Origin of the sequence: Streptosporangium sp. NPDC051023 (genome assembly GCF_040689595.1) — a bacterium.
In the GTDB taxonomy this organism is placed as follows: domain Bacteria; phylum Actinomycetota; class Actinomycetes; order Streptosporangiales; family Streptosporangiaceae; genus Streptosporangium.
Genome location: NZ_JBFBCE010000013.1, coordinates 40,141 through 58,702, shown reverse-complemented (window position 1 = coordinate 58,702; position 18,562 = coordinate 40,141). Strand labels below are relative to the sequence as shown.

Sequence of the window (18,562 nt, the reverse complement as noted above, 5' to 3'; positions counted from 1 at the left end):
TGTCAGATGCTGGTGAAGGCCACGGCGACGTCGTGCCCGCCGAACCCGAAGGAGTTGTTGATCGCGGCGATCTGGCCCTCGGGCAGCGCGCGCGGCTTGTCACGCACGACGTCCACCTCGACGCCGTCATCGAGATCGTCGATGTTGATCGTGGCGGGAGCGATCCGCTCGTGCAGCGCGAGAATGGTGAAGACCGACTCGATGCCGCCGGCGCCGCCGAGCAGGTGGCCGGTCATCGACTTGGTGCTGGTGACCAGCGGGTGGGCGCCGATGACCTCGTTGATCGCGATCGTCTCGACCACGTCGCCCGCGGGCGTCGAGGTGGAGTGCGCGTTCACGTGCTTGATGTCGGCGCCGGTGAGGCCGGAGTTCTCGAGGGCGCGGCGCATGGCCAGCATGACCCCCGCTCCGGTCGGCTCCGGCTGGGCGATGTGGTGGGCGTCCGCGGAGTAGCCGACGCCCGCGGCCACCGCGTAGATCTTGGCGCCCCGGGCCAGGGCGTGTTCCTCCGACTCCAGCACCACGATGCCCGCGCCCTCGCCGAGCACGAACCCGTCACGGGCCTTGTCCCACGGCCTCGAGGCGAGCTGGGGCGCGTCGTTGCGGGTGGACATCGCGCGCATCGCCGCGAAGGAGCCGATGTTCAGCGGGTGGATGGCGGCCTCGGTGCCGCCCGCGACGACCACGTCGGCCCGGCCGGAGCGGATCATCTCGATGGCGTAGCCGATCGACTCGGCGCCGGTGGCGCAGGCGCTCACGGTCGCGTGCACGCCGGCGCGGGCGCCGACCTCGATGCCGATCCAGCCGGCGGCGCCGTTGGGCATCAGCATCGGCACGGTGAACGGCGAGAGCCGCTGCCAGCCCCTCTCCTTGAAGGTGTCGTAGGCGGCCAGGATCGTGGTGATGCCACCGATGCCGCTGCCGACGACCACGCCGAGGCGCTCGGGATCGACCTTGTCGATCGCGGCGTGCGCCCAGGCCTCACGGGCGGCGACCAGCGCGAACTGCTCGGCCCGGTCCAGCCGCCGTGCTTCCGGCCTCGGTAGCACCTCGGTCGGGTTCACGGCGGCCACGGCTGCGAACTTCACCGGAACCGAGTCGACCCAGTCCTCGGTGAGGTTGCGGACCCCCGACTGACCGGCGAGGAGCGCCGACCAGGTCGAGGCGACGTCCCCACCGAGAGGCGTCGTCGCGCCGAGCCCGGTGACGACGACACGCACCTGGTCTGTGTTCACGTTCTGCGCTCCTTGTGAATCGCTGGTCAAAGCCGGTTGGTTCCCAGACGTCTTTCAGTTCTGGATGAAGTTGATGACGTCCTTGACGGTCTTGAGGTGCTTGAGCTGCTCGTCGGGAATCTCGACGCCGAACTCGTCCTGGGCGGCGACTGCGATCTCGACCATGGACAGCGAGTCGATGTCGAGGTCGTCAACGAAGCTCTTCTCCGGGCTGACCTCGGAGGCCGGGATCCCGGTGATCTCGTTGATGATCTTGCCGATACCAGCGAGGATCTCCTGCTCGGTCAGGGCCATGTCGAGTGTTCTCCTTGGGTTTTGGTGATGATTCGGTGTTCTTCGGGTTTTGCACGGCGGGGCCGTACAAGCTTTATGGGATCTCGATGACCTGGCCGGCGTAGGTCAGACCCGCGCCGAAGCCCAGCAGCAGGGCGAGCCCGCCCGACTGGACCTCACCGCGTTCGATCATCCGGGACAGCGCCAGCGGGACGGAGGCCGCCGAGGTGTTGCCCGCCAGCACGAGGTCCTTGGCGACGACGGCGTTCTCCGCACCGATCTTACGGGCGATGGCCTCGATGATGCGCAGGTTGGCCTGGTGGGGCACGAAGGCCGCGAGATCGGCGGGGTCGACTCCGGCGGCCTCGCAGATCTCCCTGGCCACCGGGTGGAGCGCCGTGGTGGCCCAGCGGAACACCATCTGGCCCTCCTGGCTCAGGAAGGAGTCGCGGTCCTTGACCATGATCGCCTCGGACTTGTCGCCCGCGCTGCCCCACACCACGGGGCCGATGCCCGGGGTCTCCGAGGGGCCGACGACCGCGGCGCCCGCGCCGTCGGCGAAGATCACGGCGGTGGTCCTGTCGGTCCAGTCGATCCACTGGGAGAGTTTCTCGGTGCCGATGACCAGCACGTTGGTGGCCGAACCCGCGCGGATGGCGTCGTCGGCGACGGCCAAGGCGTAGCAGAAGCCGGAGCAGGCGGTGTTCACGTCGAATGCGCCGGGGGCGTCGATGCCGAGGCGGGTGGCGACCCGGGCGGCGGCGTTGGGGATCTGGCTCTCGAGCGTGCAGGTGGCGACGATCACCAGGTCGATGTCGGAGGTCGAGAGCCCGCTGGCGGCGAGGGCCTTGCCGCCAGCCTGCACGGCCAGGTCGATCTCGGACTCGGACTCGGTCGCGATCCTGCGTTCCTTGATGCCGACCCGGCTCTGGATCCACTCGTCGTTGGTCTCCATGGTCGTCGACAGGTCGTCGTTGGTGACCACGTTGGACGGCTGGTAGTGGCCGAAGGCCAGGATCCTCGCGCCTGGAGCGCCCTGTCGTACTTTCACTTGAGGGCCTCTCGCGCCGCATCCAGATTGTCGGGGGTCTTCAGGGCGACGGTCTTCACCCCGCGCAGTGCGCGCTTGGCGAGCCCGGTCAGCGTGCCCCCGGGAGTAAGTTCGATCATCGTGGTGACGCCCATGTCGGCCATGGTCGCCATGCAGGCGTTCCAGCGGACCGGGTTGGCGATCTGGCTGACCAGGCGGTCGACGAACTCGGCGCCGCTCGCGACCGCGGCGCCGTCGGCGTTGGACAGCAGCGTGACGGCCGGGTCGCCCGGGGTGATGGCGGCGGCGGCGACGCGCAGCCGGTCGACCGCGGGGGCCATGTGCTCGGTGTGGAAGGCACCCGCGACGGAGAGCGCGACGAGCTTGGCCCGCGCGGGCGGGTCGGCCTTGAACTCCTCGAGCTGCGCCAGGGTGCCGCCCGCCACGATCTGTCCCGCGCCGTTGACGTTGGCGGGGGTGAGGCCGTGCTTGTCGATGGAGGCGAGCACTTCCTCCTCCTCGCCGCCGAGGACGGCGATCATGCCGGTCTTGGTGACCGCGGCCGCCTCGGCCATGGCCAGGCCGCGCTCCCGCACGAGGGTCAGGGACTGCTCCGGGGTCAGCACTCCGGTCAGGGCGGCGGCGGTCAGCTCACCGACGCTGTGCCCGGCGACGATGTCGGGGGAGGCCCCGAGGATCTCGGCGACGGCCAGCCCGGCGGCTACGAGCAGTGGCTGCGCCACCGCGGTGTCGCGGATCTCGTCCGCGTCCGCGGTCGTCCCGTAGGAGATCAGATCGAGGCCGATCAGGTCGGACCACGCGGACAGGCGGTCCGCCAGACCCGGTATCTCGAGCCACGGGGTCAGGAAACCTGGAGTCTGGGCGCCTTGGCCCGGCGCGACGAGTACGAGCACGAAATCCAGCCTGCCCTGTAGAAGTTCACTACACGGATAGGGATCCTAACGAACTTTGTGCTCACTATCTTGTAGGAAGCCTACAGCGCGAGTTTCACGGAGGTTAAGTAAAGAGGGCTACGTCACGATCGTTTCGGACAGGCGGCCGAGGATGAGTCCTACCTGCAGTGTGAAGGCGGAACGACCCTCCGTCGGCTGGTAGCCCGTCAGTTCGGTGATCTTGCGCAGGCGATAGCGAACCGTGTTGGGGTGCACGAACAGTAACCGGGCCGTGGCCTCCAGGGAGGTGCCCTGCTCCAGGTAGGTCGCGAGGGTGTCGAGGAGGGGAGTTCCCGCCAGCGGGACGTAGACGTTCTCGATCAGCTGGTTGCGCGCGTCGGCGTCGCCGTCGATGGCCCGCTCCGCCAGCAGGTCCTCCGCGTGGACGGGCCTGGGGGCGTCGGGCCATCCCGCGGCGGCCCGCAGCCCGGCTATCGCGGCCCGCGCCGAACTGGCGGCGGCCTGCAGGTCGTTCACCTCGGGCCCGATCACGATCGGGCCGGGGCCGAAACGCGGGACCACGTGCTTGGCCGCGGCGCCGACGCTGTCCGCGCCGCCCACGATCACGATCAGCCGGCCACCCTGGACCCCGGCCAACATGTCGAGACCGGACCTGCGGCCCCGATCGCGCAGCCCGTCGATCACCGCCTGCGGGTCGTCGTCCGGCGTCTGCCCGGCCAGCACCACGATGGGGGAGGAGGTCCAGCCGAGCGCGGCGGCCCACGAGTGCAGGCCGTCGTCGACCTCACCCCTGACCAGCGCGTCGACGATCAGCGCCTCGAGGCGCGCGTCCCAGGCACCGCGCGCCTCGGCCTCCCGTGCATAGACCTGGGCGGCGACGAACGCGACATCGCGGGTGTAGCGGAGCATCGCCTGCTGGAGCTGGTCCTCCCCGCCCGGCGCGGCCAGCTCCCCGGTCTGCGCCTCGACCACCTCGACCACGATCCGGACGATGTCCACCGTCTGCTGCAGCGATATGGACCGCTTCAGCTCCCTGGGCGCGGTGCCGAAGAACTCGATGCTGGGGGTCGGGCGCCCCTTTCCTGCGTGCTGGAACCACTCGACGAACGCGGCGATGCCGGCCTGGGCGACCAGCCCGACCCAGGACCTGTCCTCCGCGGACAGGGCACGGAACCACATCAGCCGGTCGTCCATCCTCGCCATGGCGGCCGTCCCCAGCGCACCCATGGCCCTTTCCAGCCTGCGCGTGGTGTCCTGCCGTACCCGGTCCGAGTGGAGATCACTCGGCTCGGCCTCGGCCACGACGTCGCTGTGTCTGCTGGCTCGCTCGTTCCGCTCCCTCACGTGACTAAGAGTGCCAGGTCGGATGAGATGCACCAGCCGTCGCCCGTGATCGGGCGCGGGCCCCGCGCCCGATCAGGCGGGATCAGATGACGGCGACGGCGGTGATCAGGCCGATGACCATGTGGGTGACCGCCAGGAGTCGCGTGCCCGGCTGAAGGTCGGCCTCCTCGACCAGTTCGCGGACCGAGATGCCCGCCACCTTGTCGAAGGCGATCATCGCCACGGTCTGTACGGCGATGCCGACCAGCCCGAAGACCAGGGTCGCCAGCAGGCCCTCGTGCAGCGCCCCGCCCGAGGACCAGATGGAGGCCGCGACGATCAGCCCGACGGCGGCCAGGCCCGAGGCGGTGAGCGTCGCGGCGTTGGGGTTGCGGTCGACCTTGATCAGTCGGCTGAGCTTGCCCGGGGTGGCCAGGTCGATCACATAGAAGCCGATGATCAGCAGGATCACGCCGAGCGCGGCGTAGGAGGCGATGGCGAGGGCGCCGCGGCCGAGGGTCTCGGCGAGCGAGACCGTGTCCGCGCCCGCGGTCGCGAGCTGCTGGGGTGTGGGGGTCATGGTTGCTCTCTTTTCGGGACTCAGAGCTCGATGGGGTTCTTCGGGCCTCAGAGCTCGATGCGGTGCGGGACGAAAGACGACGTGTCGTCGGTGATGAATCCCGAGGTCTCGCGGATGCCGACCCCGGCCGCCTCGTCGTGGACGACCCAGGCGCCGAGCACGGGACGCCAGCCGTCGAAGACCGGCAGCGCCTGGAACTCCTGGTAGACGTGGCCCTCGGCGCCGTAGTCGCCCGCGGTCTCGACGCGCTGGCCGGGGGTGACGATCCGCATGCTCGCGCCCTCCCTGCCGAGCAGCGGCTTGACGATGTAGGAGGGCATGTCCCGGGGGCCGTCGAGGTAGGCGGGCAGCAGGTTCGGGTGGCCCGGATACAGCTCCCAGAGCACCGCGAGCAGTGCCTTGTTCGACAGCAGCATCTTCCACAGTGGCTCGATCCAGGTGGTGGAGACCTGGTGGCGCACCGCCTGGGCCCCGAACGGGTCGGTGATCGCCCACTCCCACGGGTACAGCTTGCAGAGCGAGCGGATCACCCGGCGCTCCATGTCGACGAAGCGCAGGTTGAGGCCGTCCCAGCCGATGTCCTCCATGGCCACGGCGATGGTGTTCAGCCCCGCCTGCCCGGCGGTCTCCTGGAGGTAGGCGAGCGTCATCGCCTCCTCGCCGGTCTCGTCCATCCTGGTCCAGGCGAAGTGTGCGGGCCCGGTCGGCAGCCCGGTCGCTATCTGCCGCCACCGGTCGATCAGCCGCTCGTGGATGGAGTTCCACTGGTCGTCCTCCGGGTGGAGGTCACGCAGCCAGAACCACTGCACCACCGAGCTCTCCAGCAGGCTGGTCGGGGTGTCGGCGTTGTACTCCAGCAGTTTGGCCGGGCCCGTCCCGTCGTAGCGGAGGTCGAAACGGCCGAACAGGTGGGGGTCGCCTCGTCTCCACGACGCGGCGATCTCCGGCGCGGCCCACGCGGGCACGGCGAAGTCGGCGTAGCGGCCGTGCTCGACGACGTGCTCGACGGCGTGCAGGCACATCCGGTGCAGCTCTTCGACCTGCTCCTCAAGGCTGAGCACCTCGTCCATGGAGAAGACGTACTGCACGCCTTCGTCCCAGTAGGGGCGGTCAAGGCCGTCGGGGTGCGCCGTGCGGTGGTAGGCCAGGCCCTGGCCTTCGATGATGCTCTCCCAGCCGTCCCTGGGGAGCGAGATCTGTCGTCTCATCTGCCCTGGCTCAGCTGCCGCCGCCCCAGCGGCTTCCGAAGCCGCCGCGTTGGATCACCGTGCCCTTGCGGGTCACGATCTGGACGTCGGACGGTCGCACGGTGGTACCCCGCCCGATCCTGCTCCCCAGCCTCGTGCCGCCGTAGTACCAGCGGTAGGCGCCGCTGGAGCCGTAGTAGCGGGGATGGTCGTCGTCGCAGTAGTCGTCGTCGACGATCGTGTAGGAACCGTCCGGCTGGTAGCTGTTGAGGTCGACGCACTCGGCGCCGACCTCCTCGTAGTCGTCCTGCGCCGAGCAATAGCCGACGAGGAGCAGCGAGACGACGCCTATCCCGGTGAGGGTGATGACCTTTGAGGCTTTGGAACCCGAAGGCTTGGCGTCGGGCTTGCGGGAGAGGTTCTGTCCAGCAGCCATCGGGTGTTTCGGACTTGCGGCCATCAGGCTCCAATGCGATGTGTCGCAACAGGGTATCGATGCTGTTTTGTCTGTTCAACCGTTCATCAGGGACGGGGACACACCGAGACTGTCGGTATCGGCGCGTAACGTCGCGAGTGTGAACCGCACCGATCGGCTTTACGCTCTGGTCGAGGAGCTTCGCGCCGTCTCGCCCAGGGCCCGTCCCGCCCGCGAGCTCGCCGCCAGGTTCGAGGTGAGCATCCGCACGGTCGAGCGCGACATCTCCGCTCTTCAGCAGTCCGGCGTGCCGATCTACGCCGAGCCCGGCAGGCGCGGCGGTTACGTTCTCGACAAGAGCATGACGCTGCCTCCGCTCACCTTCACCCCGGCGGAGGTGGTCGCGGTCGCCGTCGCGCTCGGCCGCGCAAAAGACAGCCCGCTCGCCTCCCACGCCCGCAGCGCCCTGCGCAAACTGGTGGCCGCGATGCCGCCGCCCGAGGGGGCCACGGCCAGGGATCTCGCCGCGCGGATCCACCTGGTCGTCGAGCCCGAGCCGTACCCCAGGGTGTCGAAGGTGATCGAGCGGGCGCTGCTGCACCGGCGGGTGCTGCGGATCGAGTACGAGGACCGGAAGGGGGATGCGACCGTCCGTGAGGTCGAGCCGACGGTCTTCGTCGGCGGACGCGGCGGCCACTGGTACCTCGTGGGCATGTGCAGGCTCAGACAGGACGTGCGTGTCTTCAGGCTCGACCGCATCCGCAGGGCGGAGGAGACCGAGGAGGCCTCGCCCGAGCACTCACTCGACCGGTTCTCCATGGAGGTTCCCAACGTGATCCTGTGGAACCTCGATCTCGGCTGAAACACCGACAGGGGGGTTGTCGCCGGACGGGCTGATCGCGTCGGGTCCCCGGCCGGGGACCCGACGCGTCCGCTCTCGGCGGGCGCGTCCAGGAACGCCGGCGACGCCGTCGGGTTCGCGCGAGGGGGCCGTTCCCGTGCCGGGAAAGGCAGGGAAGGCAGGGAAAGGCGCAGACTTAGACGTCACGCATCGGTTCATGTGCGTCCGTGTCCAGATGGCGGCGAGGGGCGGTGACCTGGTGAGAGGGTGATGCATCATGGGGCCACGCAATGTGAGGAGACCTCTGATGGCCTACAACTTCGATCCGCAGCTCGCCCCGTTCACCGTCGACCTGCTGCCCGAGCACGACCTGAAGGACGTGGTGACTTCCAGGGAGGTGCTCAAGGAGTTCTTCAGCTCGATGCCGAACGGTTTCCCCGAGACCGTGGTGGTCGAGGACAGGGAGATCCCCGGTCCCGCGGGGCCGGTGCGGGTGCGGGTTTACGCGCCGCGTGAGCGGACCGGGGAGGCGGCGCCCGCCATGGTCTTCATCCACGGTGGTGGTTTCATCGTGGGACAGGTGGAGATGGGCGACGCGCTGCTGTCGTCCCTGGCCGAGACCATGGGCGTGGTCTCGGTCTCGGTGGACTACCGGCTCGCGCCGGAGAACCCGTACCCGGCGGGGGTCGAAGACTGCTACGCCGCGCTGGTCTGGACGGCCGAGCACGCCGACGAGCTGGGCATCGACCCCTCGCGGATCGCGGTGGGCGGCGAGAGTGCGGGCGGTGGCCTGAGCGCCGCGGTTGCGCTGCTGGCCAGGGACCGCGGCGGACCCGCGCTCTGTCTGCAGTACCTCGGCATCCCCGAGCTCGACGACCGCCTGGAGACCACCTCGATGCGGCAGTTCGTCGACACTCCCGGCTGGAGCCGCGACAAGGCCGAGATCAGCTGGGACTTCTACCTCGGTGAGGCCCACCGGCCCGGAGGCGCCGACGTCCCCGTCTACGCCGCTCCGGCCAGGGCCGAGGACCTGTCAGGGCTTCCGCCCGCGTTCGTGGTGGTCTGCGAGTTCGACCCGCTGCGGGACGAGGGCCTGGCCTACGCCGCCAAGCTCGTCCAGGCCGGGGTCCCGGTCGGCCTGCACATGTATCCGGGCACCTTCCACGGCTGCTCCTGGGTCCCCGACGCCCAGGTCTCCCAGCGCATGCAGGACGACCTCGTGTACGCCCTCCGCCGGGCCTTCCACCCGGTTTCCGGCAACCCGCAGGTGAGCGCCTGAGCGATGTGCCCGCCCAGGGCCTCCCGGCAGGAACGGCCCATTCCCCCTTTCCGCGCCGGGAGGCGGGGCTTTTTTCGTGATCAGCCCCGCCGGGAGACGCTCGCCCGGTCTCCGAGCGCGAGCAACACCTCGCGCAGCAGGTCCGCCAGGGCACGCGCGGTCTCATCGGGCACGTTCGCGAGCAGGTTCCCGTGCGCCTCGGTCGTGGCCAGGGCGAGCTCCTCGGCCCGCCGGGAGCCCAGCGGTGTCAGGCGCACCCAGGAGCTGCGGCCGTCCGCCGGGTCGGGCTCGCGTTCGACGAGCTTGGCGGTGGTGAGCCGCTGCAGGATGTTGCTCGTCCCTCCCGTGGTGAGCGAGGAGCGGGAGGCGAGCTGACTGGGTTTGAGGCGGTAGGGGGTTCCCGCCCTGCGCAGCGTCGCCAGGACGTCGAACTCGGCATAGGTCATTCCGTACTCACCGAGCACTGACTGGGTGACCTCCTCGACCAGGGCCTTCAGCCGCCCGGCACGCTTGATGATCTCCAGCTGGACGGTGGCGGTCTCGGGCAGCTCCGCCCGCCACCCCTCCATCATCTCGTCGACGTGGTCCCGTCCCGCGGTGTTTCCCGGTGCCATGGGATTGAGGATAGCTCTCCCCCCTGATAGCTTTTAAGAAAGCTTTTTCAGTTACTTTCGTGACAGGGAGATGCCCCATGCGCATGCTCATCGCCAACGGAACCGTCATCGACACCGATCCGGAGCCGCGCGTCCTGCCGGGCGCGGACGTTCTCGTCGAGGACGGGGTGATCGTCGCCGTCGGCGCGGGACTCGGCGCGGAAGACGCCGAGGTCGTCGACGCGACCGGCCTGATCGTGCTGCCCGGCTTCGTCGACACGCACCGGCACGTCTGGCAGAGCGTCCTGCGCTCGGCCGCGGCCGACGCGACGCTCGGGAGTTACCTCGACCTCGTCCTGGGGCGGTTCGCCCCCGCCTTCCTCGCGGAGGACGTCTACGCGGCCAACCTGTGGGGCGCGCTCGAGGCGCTCGACGCCGGGATCACCACCGTCTACGACTGGTCGCACATCCAGCTCACCCCCGCCCACACCGACGCCGCGATCGACGGGCTCGGCGAGTCGGGGATCCGCGCCGTCTTCGGCTACGCCCACCCGGGCACCGACGACGCCTCCCGCAGGGAGGACGAGGTACGGCGGGTCGCCTCACGCGGCCTGCCGGGCCTCCTCACTCCGGCTCTGGCGGCGTGGGGGCCCGTCTACGGCTCGGTCGAGGCGGCGCAGGCCGACTGGCGGCTGGCCCGTGACCTCGGGCTCCGGATCAGCGTGCACGCGACCGGGACCGGGACGGTCGAGCGGCTGCACCGCGGAGGGCTCCTCGGGGCCGACGTGATGTTCGTGCACGGCAACGGCTTCACCGACGAGGCGATGAAGCTCGTCGCCGACAGCGGCGGCGTCGCCTCGGTCGCCCCCGCCGTCGAGTCCCAGATGGGGCACGGACACCCGGAGACCGGCAGGTTCCGTGGCTTCGGGGTCACGACGGGGTTCGGCGTCGACACGGTGACCGACACACCCGGGGACATGTTCGCCGTCATGCGTGCCGCGTTCGCCGCCGAGCGGAGCCGGGGCGGATCGCTCACCACCGCCGAGGTACTGCGGATGGCCACCGTCGAGGGGGCGGCGGTCCTGGGCATGGACGACCGGATCGGCTCCCTGCGGCCGGGCAGGCAGGCCGACGTCATCATGCTCCGCGCCGGTGACCTCGGCCTGGCACCGGTCCACGACCCGATCGGCGCCGTGGTGACCGCCGCGGGCTCGGCCAACGTGGACACCGTGATCGTCGCGGGCCGGGTCGTGAAGCGGGCGGGGCGCCTGGTGGACGTGGACACGCGCAGGGCGCTCGACCTGGTGTCCCGCTCGGCGGCGCGGATCGCCGAGGCGGCGGGAACGGCGGCTCCGGTCGCGCCGTGACCGGCGTCGAGCGTCCGGGCGGCTCAGCGCAGCGCGTTCAGCACGGAGTCGAGCAGCCCGGGGAAGCGGGAGTCGAGGTCGTCGCGGCGCAGCCTGACCAGGCGAGACCTCCCGTCCATGGTGGTCAGGGTGACCCCCGCCTCGCGAAGGACCCGGTAGTGGTGGGACATCGTGGATTTGTGCACGTCGATGCCGCTGCCGATGTCCCCGCAGTTCTCGCCGTCGCTCTCGGCGAGCCTGGCCAGGATCTCCAGTCGCACCGGGTCCGCCAGCGCGTGCATGACCTCGGCCAGCTTGATGTCTTCCTTCGCAGGATGCCAGGGCTCGCGCATCAGTTCACCCGCACTTTCACGGGGCCATCCTAACGCGGCGTTGGATGGTTGGTTAACCGTCCAACTCTCTGGGGCGTCCGGCCCCAGGCGGGCCGCCTTTTCTCTGGCCCGCTCCTCCCTCTTCTGTGTCTGGCCGTGAAGTTCCGGGCTTTCCGGTCCCCGGAATGTGTGAATTTATATTGTTTATCCTGATTTATGCCTTAATGTCGGATGAGGGGAAGGTGGTGTGGCGCTTTCCTCTCCGGCGTCCCTGGCCTGCCGGAATTCTCGTATCTCGTCTTCGTCTCGACGGTCCAACGGTTCAGGGAAAAGGGTGATCTCCACCGTTCGGATGTGTAATCTCCGGGAAGGGGCTTTATACAAGGGGTCGGCAATGCCGGAAGTCAGACCGCTGAGGCCAGGGGACCCGCTTCAGCTGGGGGAATACACACTCAAAGGCAGGCTGGGGGAGGGCGGGCAGGGAGTCGTCTATCTGGGGGAGTCGGAGAGCGGGGAGCGGGCCGCGGTCAAGCTGCTGCACGTGCGCTTCACCGGGGAGGTCCATGCGCGGTCCCGCTTCGCGCGTGAACTCGCCGCCGCCCGCCGGGTCTCGGCCTTCTGTACCGCTCAGGTGCTCGCCGCCGACCTCGACGGCGAGACGCCGTACATCGCGAGCGAGCTGATCGAGGGACCGTCGCTGCGCCATGTCGTCGAGCGTGAGGGGCCGCTGTCCGGGGAGGCGCTCGAACGGCTGGCGATCGGCACGATCACCGCGCTGACCGCGATCCACCACGCGGGGATCGCGCACCGTGACTTCAAGCCGGACAACGTGCTGCTCGCCGCGGACGGTCCCCGGGTGGTCGACTTCGGCATCTCCAAGATCATCGATGAGAGCGGAACGATCACCACCCGCGCGGTCGGGACCCCCGCCTACATGTCCCCCGAGCAGATCGCCGAAGAGCACGTCGGCTTTCCCGCCGATGTGTTCGCCTGGGGTTCGACCATGGTCTTCACCGCCACGGGCAAGGCGCCCTTCGCCGGGGACACGATCGTGGCGACGCTCAACCGTGTCATCAACCAGCAGGCCGACCTGAGCCTGCTTCCCGACGGCCTGCGCGAGATCGTCGGACTGTGCCTGAGCAAGGACCAGGCACACCGGCCGACCGCCGACGAGGTGCTGAAACGCCTGCTCGGTCATCCGGCCGACGAGGCCGAGGCCTCGGAGGAGGTGCTGGCCGAGGGCGTGCAGGCCGCCACGATCGACCTGACCCGTCCCGAGGGTGCTGCTCCCGCCCGGCGGCGGCGCAGAGCCGTGACCGGCGGCCTCGTGCTCCTCGGGACGGCCGCCGCGGCTCTCCTGGTCGTCCAGCTCGGCTTGACACCGAGCAGGAGCGCCGCGCTCCCCTCGCCGACGACCGTCACGCCGACCCCGAGCTCGACCCCGACGGTCTCGACGGGCTCCGACCTGCTCGACCGGATCAGGGCCAAGCACGTGCTCAGGGTCGGCTACCGTCAGGGACTGCCCGGCGTCTCCCTCGGCGACCCGCGTCGTGGCAGGCCGCTGCGCGGATTCGAGATCGACGTCGCCAAGTACATCGGAAAAGCCCTGGGAGTTCCGGAGGGCGGGGTCACGTTCGTGCCCGTCGGCTACGCCGACCGGGAGACGGCGGTCGAGGAGGGCACGGTCGACCTGGTCATCGCCAACTTCTCGATCGACACCGCGGACCGCGGGCGGGTCGCCTTCGCCGGACCGTACTATCTCGCCCACCGCGACGTGCTCGTCAGGGCGAGCGCGGGAATCTCGAAGCTCAGAGACCTGCGCGGCAGGACGATCTGTCTCACGGCAGGCCAGACCACCGCGGTGATGATCCGCGACAGGGGCGTCGACTTCGTCGCCCTTGAGGACGAGGACACCTCCCGCTGCGCAGCCCGGGTGGCGGACGGCAGCGCGGACGCCCTGTCCGGTGACGACATCCTGATCGCCGGGTTCGGCGCCCGCCCGCGCGGGGCCAAGCTCAAGATCGCCGGGCTCCGGCTCACCTCGGAACGGTACGGCGTGGCTCTCAGGCGGGGCGACCCGATCGGCTGCGCGGCGGTCAACGACGCCATCAGCTCCATGTACGAGGACGGGACCGTGCGGCGGCTGCTCGACTCCTACTTCGGCAGGGTCGAGTTCCACGCCGCGACCAGGCAGCCCCGCCTGGAGAACTGCCGATAGCCGAAACCGGCCTCGTCAGGAGAGCCGCCGACAGTGAACGCCGCTCCGCCCGCTGCCCGGCTCTCCGCCCGCCTCCTCACGTTGTCCGTCTCCCCCATCCTCAGATGACCCCCCAGAGGCCTCCAGATGGCCTCACAGCGGCTTTCCGATGGCTTCACGGTGACTTTATCGCCGCCGGATCACGGCGAGGGGCAGACGGTGCCGTGCGCGGGCACCTTGCCGTCGAGCAGGTAGCCGTCCGTGAGCTTCTTCACACACGAGTCGCCGGACAGGTACGCCCCGTGTCCCTCGCCCTTGTAGGTGACCAGCACACCGGTCTTGAGCTGGGCGGTCAGGCTCGGCGCCCACTCGTACGGCGTCGCCGGGTCACCGGTGCCGCCGATGACCAGGATCGGTGCGGAGCCCGTGGCGTCGATCTTCCTCGCCTCGTCACTGCCGGGCACGGGCCACACCGCGCAGAGGGCGCCCATTCCCGAGCCGCCGAACAGCGGGGAGATCTTCTGGGAGGCGGCCTCGGTCTTCGCGAGCTGTTCGCGGGTCGGCCGCTCCGAGGTGTCCACGCAGGTGATGGCGGGGAAGCTGCTCATGATGGTCGCGTAGGACCCGTCGGGCATGCGCGCGTTGTAGGCGTCCGCCAGATACAGCAGGATCCGGCCGTCGCCCTTGAAGCCCCGGCTCAGCCCCTGTTCGAGCAGCGGCCAGGTCAGGTCCGAGTACAGCGCGGCGATGACGCCGGTCACCGCCAGTCCCTGGGTGAGCTTGCGGTCGCCGACGGGCAGCGGGTTGATCCGCAGGTCGTCGAGGAAGGTCTGGACGTTCTTGTTCGCGCCGGGAACGTCCGCGCCGACCTCGCACTCGCCGGGACCCTTGATGCAGTTCTTCAGGAAGGAGTCATAGGAGTGCTGGAAGGCGGTCGTCTGGGCCAGCGAGCGCTGCTCCAGCGTGACGCTCGGGTCGAGCGGCCCGTCCAGCGCGAAGCGGTGCACCTTCTTGGGGAACAGGGTCGCGTAGACCGCGCCGAGCTGCGTGCCGTACGAGATGCCGAAGAAGTTGAGCTGCTTGTCGCCCAGAGCCTCACGGAGCTTGTCCATGTCGCGGGCGGCGTTGACCGTGCCGACGTGGGGCAGGATCTTGCCCGAGGTCCGCTCACAGGCCTGCACGAAGTTCTTGATGGTCCTGTTCTGCTCGGCCCGCGCGGCCGCGTCGGTGGCCTGGGTGTCCATGGCGAGGAACTTGTCCATCTCCCTGTCGGTGCCGCACCTGACGCCCGCGGTGCGCTCGACCCCGGGCGGGTCGAAGCTGACCAGGTCGTACTGAGTGTTCAGGCTTCCGAAGATCTTGTAGGACTGGGCCATGGTGTCGACGCCGGACGCGCCGGGACCGCCGAAGTTGAACACCAGGGAGCCGAGCCGCCTGCCGGGCTCGGTGGCCTGGATGCGGATCACCGCCATGTCCAGCGTGTCGCCACCGGGTTTTGCGTAATCCAGCGGGACCTGCAGTTTCCCGCACTGGAACCTCGGGTCGGGGCGGGGGGTCGCTCCGTCGGGGCGTTTGATGTCGGTGCAGGGGCCCCAGACGATCCGGTCGGGCCTGGCAGTGCCGGATGTCGTGCTCGGCGACAGGGGCGGGACCGCGGGGGAGCTCGGTTCCGAGATGTTGGCCACGGCGCCGTATCCGCCGGGCCCGTTGGCGTTGCCGCAGGCGGCCAGCGCGGTGGAGAAAACCGTTGTCACGGCGACGGCCGTCAGGATTCTTCGCATGAAGCGCCCCCTCGAATCGAACTGTTCGCCGGGGGAAGCGATTCCACACTAACCGGGCGAGGCCTTCCATAGGCAGAAGGACCCGCCCGGCAGCGGTCACATCGTCACAGTCCCAGGGACTGCGTGTCGTTGCTCTCGACGCCACCGGCCTCGGTGACGCCGTTCTTCAGGTGGTACTTGGCGATGGCCTCCTTCAGCACCCGCCCGTCGAGCTCGCCCCGCTTGACCAGCTGGGTCAGCACGGCCAGCGTGATCGAGGCGGCGTCCACGTGGAAGTGGCGGCGCAGCGCGGAGCGGGTGTCCGACAGGCCGAAGCCGTCGGTGCCGAGCGAGGTCCAGTCACCGGGAACCCACTGGGCGATCTGGTCCTGAACCGCGCGCATGTAGTCGCTGACGCCGACGAACGGCCCCTCGACCGTCGACAGCGCCTTGGTGACGTACGGCACGCGCTGCTCGGAGTCGGGGTTGAGCAGGTTGTGCTCCTCGACGGCCAGCGCCTCGCGGCGCAGCTCCGTCCACGAGGTCGCGGACCAGACCTCGGCCGCGACGCCCCACTCCTCCGCCAGCATCCGCTGGGCCTCGACAGCCCACGGGCCGGCCACGCCGGAGGACAGGATGTTGGCCCTGGGGCCGGAAACCGCGGGGGCGGGGGCGAACCGGTACAGGCCCTTGAGCAGGCCCTGCACGTCCAGGTCCGCGGGCTCCGCGGGCTGGGCGTACGGCTCGTTGTAGACGGTCAAGTAGTAGAAGACGTTCTCCGGCTGCTCGCCGTACATCCTCCGCAGGCCGTCCTTGACGATATGAGCCAGCTCGAAGGCCCACGACGGGTCGTAGGACACCGCGGCCGGGTTCGTCGAGGCGGTCAGCGGGGTGTGACCGTCCTCGTGCTGCAGGCCCTCGCCGTTCAGCGTGGTGCGGCCCGCGGTCGCGCCGAGCAGGAAGCCCCGGCCCATCTGGTCGGCGAGCTGCCACATCTGGTCCGCGGTGCGCTGCCAGCCGAACATCGAGTAGAAGATGTAGATCGGGATCATGTGCTCGCCGTGCGTGGCGTACGACGTGCCGACGGCGATCGTCGAGGCCATCGACCCCGACTCGCTGATGCCCTCGTGCAGGATCTGACCCTCGGTCGATTCCTTGTAGGACAGCAGCAGCTCGCGGTCCACGGCGTCGTAGGTCTGGCCGTGCGGCGAGTAGATCTTGGCGGTCGGGAAGATCGCATCGAGACCGAAGGTGCGTGCCTCGTCCGGGATGACCGGCACGAACCGGTGGCCGATCTCCTTGTCGCGCATGAGGTCCTTGAGCAGCCGGACGAACGCCATGGTCGTGGCGACGTTCTGTTTACCGGAGCCCTTCTTGAGCTGCGCGTAGGCCGCGTCGCCCGGCAGGGCGATCGGCTTGGCGCGGACCACACGCTTGGGCAGGAAGCCGCCGAGGGCCGCGCGCCGCTCCTTCATGTACTGGATCTCGGGGTCGTTCTCGCCCGGGTGGAAGTAGGGCGGCAGGTCGCCTTCGAGCGCGGAGTCCGGGATCGGCAGGTAGAGCCGGTCGCGGAACTCCTTCAGGTCGGCCTTGGACATCTTCTTCATCTGGTGCGTCGCGTTGCGCGCCTCGAAGTCCTTGCCCAGCGTCCAGCCCTTGATGGTCTGGGCGAGGATGACCGTCGGCTGGCCGACGTGCTCGCGCGCCGCCTTGTAGGCCGCGTAGACCTTGCGGTAGTCGTGACCGCCGCGCGACAGCTTGCGGATGTCCTCGTCCGACAGGTGCTCGACCATCTTGCGCAGGCGCGGGTCGCCGCCGAAGAAGTCCTCGCGGATGTACTCGCCGGTCTCGACGGAGTAGGTCTGGAACTGGCCGTCAGGGACGGTGTTCATCTTGTTGACCAGGACGCCGTCGACGTCCGCGGCCAGCAGCGGGTCCCAGTCACGACCCCAGACGACCTTGATGACGTTCCAGCCCGCGCCCCTGAAGTAGGACTCGAGCTCCTGGATGATCTTTCCGTTGCCGCGTACCGGGCCGTCGAGACGCTGCAGGTTGCAGTTGATGACGAAGGTGAGGTTGTCCAGCTCCTCGCGGGCGGCCAGGCCGATCGCGCCGAGCGACTCGGGCTCGTCCATCTCGCCGTCGCCGAGGTAACACCACACGTGGCTGCGGCTGGTGTCCTTGATCTTCCGGTTCAGCAGGTAGCGGTTGAACCGGGCCTGGTAGATCGCGCCGATCGGGCCGAGGCCCATGGAGACCGTCGGGAACTCCCAGAAGTCCGGCATCAGGCGCGGATGAGGATAGGAGGGCAGGCCCTTGACACTGTGCGAGAGCTCCTGCCTGAAGGCATCGAGCTGCGCCTCGTTGAGGCGGCCCTCGAGGAAGGCGCGGGCGTAGATGCCCGGCGCCGCGTGGCCCTGGAAGAAGACCTGGTCGCCGGACTCCCCGTGGTCCTTGCCGCGGAAGAAGTGGTTGAAGCCCACCTCGTAGAGCGAGGCCGCCGAGGCGTAGGTGGCGATGTGCCCGCCGACGTTGGTACGGGCGTTGGCGCGCGTCACCATGACGGCGGCATTCCACCGGGTGTACGCCCGGATTCTGCGCTCGACGTACTCGTCGCCGGGGAACCAGGGCTCTCGCTCTGGGGGAATGGTGTTGATGTAGTCGGTGCTGCGCAGGCCGGGGACCCCGACCTGATGTTCGCGGGCCCGCTCCAGTAGGCGAAGCATCAGGTAACGGGCCCGAGTGCGACCTTCCGTCTTGATGACGTTGTCGAGCGACTCGAGCCACTCCTGGGTCTCGCTTGGGTCGACATCAGGGAGCTGGCTGGGTAGGCCGTCGCTGATAACCGAGAAACGCTGGCGTCCGGAAGCCACTGGGTCTCGCCTTCCGAGGATGGACTTTTGTCTGGTGTAGGTCGTCTTCCATCCTGGTCGCTTACCCCGGAAAGTGCATCTCTACTGACCGGTAACCAGGAAGACCCTGCTGGCAGGGACACATAAGTGGCCTAGACCACCGATGGTAGGACGAATTGCACCCAAAGGGTACATGGGCATCGGTGCTTTACGGAGGCCTGGGCGGCACCAACCGCGCTGTCACCCGATGTCTTTCGAGGGATGGGAAAGCGAGGGGCCTGCGAGGTAGGGGTGACCGGAGGCCCTGCCCGCCGGGGGGCCTTGCCTGTTCGGGAGGGAGCCTTGCCCGGCCCCCTTCCTCGTCGCGGGGCCTCGATCGTCGTCCCAGCTCAGCGCGGATCGTAG

At 69.2% G+C, this 18,562-nt stretch carries 16 protein-coding genes; 4 read left to right on the top strand and 12 right to left on the bottom strand.

All coding sequences use genetic code 11. The features are described from left to right. Positions 1-2: 2 nt before the first annotated feature. From fabF to AB0395_RS11220, 8 genes are all read right to left on the bottom strand, one after another. Positions 3-1,235 (bottom strand): beta-ketoacyl-ACP synthase II, encoded by a 1,233-nt coding sequence (fabF, locus tag AB0395_RS11255; RefSeq protein WP_366279308.1) that lies wholly within the window; start codon positions 1,233-1,235, stop codon positions 3-5. 54 nt (positions 1,236-1,289) lie between these two features. Further along, on the bottom strand, positions 1,290-1,529 hold the full coding sequence (locus tag AB0395_RS11250; protein WP_271220373.1) for an acyl carrier protein: 240 nt from the start codon (positions 1,527-1,529) through the stop codon (positions 1,290-1,292). Between the two features lie 73 nt (positions 1,530-1,602). Beyond that, positions 1,603-2,559 carry a beta-ketoacyl-ACP synthase III gene (locus AB0395_RS11245; protein WP_366279305.1) on the bottom strand — a complete coding sequence of 319 codons (957 nt, stop codon included), beginning with the start codon at positions 2,557-2,559 and terminating at the stop codon, positions 1,603-1,605. Further along, on the bottom strand, positions 2,556-3,452 hold the full coding sequence (locus tag AB0395_RS11240) for an ACP S-malonyltransferase (RefSeq protein ID WP_366279304.1): 897 nt from the start codon (positions 3,450-3,452) through the stop codon (positions 2,556-2,558). Before AB0395_RS11240 ends, AB0395_RS11245 begins: the two co-directional genes overlap by 4 nt. Before the next feature lie 117 nt (positions 3,453-3,569). Continuing rightward, complete coding sequence (locus AB0395_RS11235; RefSeq protein ID WP_366279486.1) at positions 3,570-4,679, bottom strand: helix-turn-helix domain-containing protein; 1,110 nt, start codon at positions 4,677-4,679, stop codon at positions 3,570-3,572. A gap of 199 nt (positions 4,680-4,878) precedes the next feature. Next, complete coding sequence (locus AB0395_RS11230; RefSeq protein ID WP_366279302.1) at positions 4,879-5,355, bottom strand: DUF350 domain-containing protein; 477 nt, start codon at positions 5,353-5,355, stop codon at positions 4,879-4,881. 47 nt (positions 5,356-5,402) lie between these two features. Continuing rightward, positions 5,403-6,563, bottom strand: a complete 1,161-nt coding sequence (locus tag AB0395_RS11225; protein WP_366279300.1) for a glutathionylspermidine synthase family protein — start codon at positions 6,561-6,563, stop codon at positions 5,403-5,405. Positions 6,564-6,573: 10 nt separating this feature from the next. Then, entirely contained in the window at positions 6,574-6,978 is a 405-nt protein-coding gene (locus AB0395_RS11220; protein ID WP_366279297.1) for a hypothetical protein, read from the bottom strand. A gap of 139 nt (positions 6,979-7,117) precedes the next feature. Here AB0395_RS11220 and AB0395_RS11215 point away from each other — a divergent pair, with 139 nt between their 5' ends. Continuing rightward, positions 7,118-7,819, top strand: coding sequence for a YafY family protein (locus tag AB0395_RS11215; RefSeq protein WP_366279295.1), 702 nt, complete (start codon positions 7,118-7,120; stop codon positions 7,817-7,819). 286 nt (positions 7,820-8,105) lie between these two features. Continuing rightward, positions 8,106-9,077, top strand: coding sequence for an alpha/beta hydrolase (locus tag AB0395_RS11210; protein ID WP_366279293.1), 972 nt, complete (start codon positions 8,106-8,108; stop codon positions 9,075-9,077). Positions 9,078-9,157: 80 nt separating this feature from the next. Here the strand turns inward: AB0395_RS11210 and AB0395_RS11205 are convergent, their stop codons facing one another. Next, positions 9,158-9,691, bottom strand: coding sequence for a MarR family transcriptional regulator (locus AB0395_RS11205; RefSeq protein ID WP_366279291.1), 534 nt, complete (start codon positions 9,689-9,691; stop codon positions 9,158-9,160). 77 nt (positions 9,692-9,768) lie between these two features. Here AB0395_RS11205 and AB0395_RS11200 point away from each other — a divergent pair, with 77 nt between their 5' ends. Next, the gene (locus AB0395_RS11200; RefSeq protein ID WP_366279289.1) at positions 9,769-11,037 is read left to right on the top strand and encodes an amidohydrolase family protein; all 1,269 of its coding nucleotides are present in this window, start codon (positions 9,769-9,771) and stop codon (positions 11,035-11,037) included. Positions 11,038-11,060: 23 nt separating this feature from the next. Here AB0395_RS11200 and AB0395_RS11195 read toward each other — a convergent pair whose 3' ends face one another. After that, positions 11,061-11,369, bottom strand: a complete 309-nt coding sequence (locus AB0395_RS11195; RefSeq protein WP_366279287.1) for a metalloregulator ArsR/SmtB family transcription factor — start codon at positions 11,367-11,369, stop codon at positions 11,061-11,063. Positions 11,370-11,742: 373 nt separating this feature from the next. Between AB0395_RS11195 and AB0395_RS11190 the strand changes: the two genes are divergently transcribed. After that, on the top strand, positions 11,743-13,566 hold the full coding sequence (locus AB0395_RS11190) for a bifunctional serine/threonine-protein kinase/glutamate ABC transporter substrate-binding protein (RefSeq protein WP_366279285.1): 1,824 nt from the start codon (positions 11,743-11,745) through the stop codon (positions 13,564-13,566). A 179-nt stretch (positions 13,567-13,745) separates the two neighbouring features. Here AB0395_RS11190 and AB0395_RS11185 read toward each other — a convergent pair whose 3' ends face one another. Continuing rightward, positions 13,746-15,326 (bottom strand): alpha/beta fold hydrolase, encoded by a 1,581-nt coding sequence (locus tag AB0395_RS11185; protein WP_366279282.1) that lies wholly within the window; start codon positions 15,324-15,326, stop codon positions 13,746-13,748. A 104-nt stretch (positions 15,327-15,430) separates the two neighbouring features. Continuing rightward, complete coding sequence (gene aceE, locus AB0395_RS11180; RefSeq protein ID WP_366279280.1) at positions 15,431-18,178, bottom strand: pyruvate dehydrogenase (acetyl-transferring), homodimeric type; 2,748 nt, start codon at positions 18,176-18,178, stop codon at positions 15,431-15,433. Between the last annotated feature and the right edge of the window lie 384 nt (positions 18,179-18,562).